This window comes from Streptomyces sp. M2CJ-2 (genome assembly GCF_016757295.1).
Lineage (GTDB): Bacteria > Actinomycetota > Actinomycetes > Streptomycetales > Streptomycetaceae > Streptomyces.
Genome location: NZ_JAESIF010000175.1, coordinates 1 through 3,354 on the forward strand (window position 1 = coordinate 1; position 3,354 = coordinate 3,354).

Genomic DNA, 3,354 nt, shown 5'->3' on the forward strand with positions numbered 1-3,354 from the left:
GTGTTCTACCAGCTCGGCCGCCCTCGCCGGATGCGGGCATCGGAACCGAGATCACGACCCCGAACAGGCCCTAGCATCCGGAACGAAGCCCGCAGGTGCGACATGGGGAATCGCAGCCTTCGACCCGTATGGAGGCTCCGCCGTGCGTCGCCCCGAAGCCACGCGTCACACCGCAAGAACCGCCCTCATATGCCTGCCTCTGGCCCTGGGGCTTCTGGGTGCTTCGCTCACGGGCTGTGTCGCCGCGGTGGCCACGAAGGCCGGGGGCGCGCCGAAGGCCTGCGTGTCCGACCAGATCTCCGAGGGCGGCAGCTGCATTCCCGCCGACAGCGAGGACTTCATCAAGAAGCAGGTCGCCGACTCCCTGAAGAAGTACAAGCTCACCGCAGCCATGGCCGGGGTCTGGATCGACGGGGAGGAGGTCACGAGCGTCGCTTCCGGAGAGACGATGACGGGCATCCCCGCGACGACCGGCATGCACCTGCGGATCGGCTCGGTCGCCATTCCGTATCTGACGACCGAACTGCTCAAGCTCGTCGACGAGGGCGAGGTCCGGCTCGACGACAAGATCTCCCGGTGGTTCCCCGACCTGCCGCACGCGAAGGACATCACTCTGAAGATGGTGGCCTCCAGCACTTCCGGCTACGCGGACTACGTCCAGGATCCCGATTTCATCGCCGCGCTCTACAAGAATCCCTTCCGGCACTGGACGCCGGAGGAACTGCTGGGCTTCTCCTTCTCCGAACCCCTCCAGAAACCGCCCGGTTCGGGGTTCGCCTACTCGCACGCCAACTGGGTGATCCTGGGTGACATCATCTCCAAGGTCAGGAAGAGGCCCCTTGCGGAAGTGATGCGCGAGGGAATCCTGAAGCCTCTCGGTCTGACCGGAACCGACAACCCGTCCACGGCCGAGATCCCCGCCCCGGTGCTGCACTCCTTCGACAACGAGCGGGGTGTGTTCGAAGACGCCACCTACTGGGACCCGTCATGGACGCTGGCCCCGGGAGCGGTCATGACGGGCACGCTGGAGGACATGGGGAAGTCGGTGGCAGCGTGGGGCGAGGGGAAGCTGCTCACGCCCGAGTCGCACAAGGTGCAGATCACCCCCGTCGCCAAGGTGACGCCCAGGACGTCCTACGCCCTGGGGCTGGCCGTGCAGAACACCTGGCTCCTGCAGAATCCGTCGTTCGCCGGCTACCAGGGAACGGTCGCCTATCTGCCCTCCAGGAAGATCGCGATCGCGACGGCCGCGACACAGGGAATGGGCAGCGACACCGCCAAGAACTTCAGCACCGCGCTCCTGGTGTCGATCGCCGATCATCTCGCCCCGGAGAAGCCGCTGATCCTGGAATGAGCGGCGGACGTCGCGCGGGCGGGACTGTCGTCAAATGCCGGTTCTGGCAACAATCTTGAGGAGCTGTCACGGAGCGTCACCACGGTGTTCGATTACGAGGGTTCGGGTTCGCGTGAGACCGCGTACGCCTCGCCGCATGACGAGCGGGAGTGACGCTCCGTCAAGTCTATGACGGTCTCCGCCGTGGTCGGCTGCGGCCGGTGACGGTACTGGTCATGCAGGCCGACGCATCATTCTGGGACTCTCTCGTGTTCGACGGGATCGACGACGTGGCCCTCGAGGCGGTGACCGCTGCCTCCGCCGCCGACGGTGCGGCAGGTGACCGGCTGGCTCACCCGCCATCTCGCGTCCCTGAGCGAGGAAGAGCAGGCTGCGCTCAAGGGCGTCCTGGCCCGCTGTCCCGAGCTGGATGACGCCGCCGAGCACATCCGCGACTTCGGCGAGATCCTCACCCACCGCCTCGGCTCCACGCTTCCCGCCTGGATCGACGCCGTGGACGCCGGCCACCTGCCCGGCCTCACCAACTTCGCCCTCCATCTGCTCCGGGCCATCGACGCGGTGACCGCCGGCCTCACCCTGCACTGGAGTTCCGGCGGCACGGAAGGCGCCGTGAACCGCATCAAAAAAATCAAGAGGCAGCTTTATGGACGAGCCGGATTCGAACTACTCCGCAAGATGACCCTGCTTCAGTGACCTTCCGCGACCGCTCCCCAAGGACCGCGTCTTGACAGCACCACAGCTTGCATGCGGCAATCCGGCGTGACCACTGTGCCGGTAAGTCGATGTGTTCGATGGGGTCTGTGTGACCCCGGGCCGAACGGACCGCGGCGGGCAGGGGCCCTCCTGAAAGCGTTGGGCTGCTGGCCAGCAGCATATGTCAGGCTCCGCCCGTGAATATCCTCGATGTCCTGACCGACATGGCGAAGACGGGCCGACTGGGCCCGGTGTTCGTCGGAGCCAGCTGGAGCGACGTCACCGCGACACTCGGCGAACCCTGGGACATGGGAACGATGAGCCGGAGGGGAAAGTGGCCGCGTCTCTTCGCCTACGGCGACCTTGAGCTCAGTGTCTGCCGCTGCCGCAAGGTTTCCCTCATCTGCGTCCAGACCTGGCGCGACGTCGTCGAACTCCCTCCCTCGGTTGCTGGAGGGACAGGAACTTTCCCCGCGGCGATCAAGCAAGCGGACCTGATCTCCGCGCTCGACGAAGCCGGCTGTCCTTGGCAGCCCTACCCCCCGCTGACCTTCGGCGACCAGTGCTCGCTCGTGGCAATCCCCTCAAGAGCGAACTTCACCTTCGAGATCCCCCAGGGCGAAGAACCCGTCCTGAACGTCATGGGCCTGCATGGACACGGCTGCTCGTCAAGAAGCCCCGGGCCTGGGTGACCGACGTGAAGCGCCGTCAGAACTCGCTTCGGTGACCCTCCGCGACCACTCCGCTGAGTAGGCCCGGAGCGCGGTGCCGGGTTTCCTCCCGGTCCGTTTCTCCGGACCTCTCGCCGAACCCGCCGTGCGCCTCTCAACGCAACGGGCTCTCCACGGTCTCTGCCGTCAGACGGGGTTCGCAGGCTGCCATGGGGTGGGGATCGTGCTGGCCCGGTATCGGTAGCGGCTGACCGTGACCGATGCGATCCGGAACAGCTCGATCCCATCCGCCGCGATGGGTCTCCACCGCCCGGTGGGGGTGGTGAACCGGCGGCGGACGTCGCCCCAACTCCAACGGTGACGCTCCCGCAGCATGCGAATGAGACGCCACCACACGAAGGCGTCGAGCCTGTCGAAGACATGCTTGGCGACCGCGTGCTTGAAGTAGTTGGCCCAACCGCGCATGATCTGAGAGGGCGTTTACGTAGGCCCGTTGCGAAAAGCGGCTTTCATGGCTGACCCGATCTGCGATGGTCCGAGCCATATACGACCTTTGCCTCCTCCCGCCACTCGAGGCCCGCCATCCGTTTCACTCACCTCTGCCACTGGAAGTCCGCCTGGTTCGAAGATGCGGCA

4 protein-coding genes are annotated in these 3,354 nt (G+C 65.9%); 3 read left to right on the forward strand and 1 reads right to left on the reverse strand.

All coding sequences use genetic code 11. The features are described 5' to 3' along the window. Window positions 1–283: 283 nt before the first annotated feature. The 3 genes from JL475_RS38385 (at window position 284) to JL475_RS38395 (ending at window position 2,739) form a co-directional block, all read left to right on the forward strand. Entirely contained in the window at window positions 284–1,354 is a 1,071-nt protein-coding gene (locus JL475_RS38385; protein ID WP_202282832.1) for a serine hydrolase, read from the forward strand. A gap of 318 nt (window positions 1,355–1,672) precedes the next feature. Next, on the forward strand, window positions 1,673–2,047 hold the full coding sequence (locus tag JL475_RS38390) for a transposase (RefSeq protein ID WP_307825325.1): 375 nt from the start codon (window positions 1,673–1,675) through the stop codon (window positions 2,045–2,047). 197 nt (window positions 2,048–2,244) lie between these two features. After that, window positions 2,245–2,739 carry a hypothetical protein gene (locus JL475_RS38395; RefSeq protein ID WP_202282833.1) on the forward strand — a complete coding sequence of 165 codons (495 nt, stop codon included), beginning with the start codon at window positions 2,245–2,247 and terminating at the stop codon, window positions 2,737–2,739. 165 nt (window positions 2,740–2,904) lie between these two features. Here JL475_RS38395 and JL475_RS38400 read toward each other — a convergent pair whose 3' ends face one another. Next, complete coding sequence (locus tag JL475_RS38400; protein ID WP_237409455.1) at window positions 2,905–3,183, reverse strand: group II intron maturase-specific domain-containing protein; 279 nt, start codon at window positions 3,181–3,183, stop codon at window positions 2,905–2,907. Window positions 3,184–3,354: the final 171 nt, after the last annotated feature.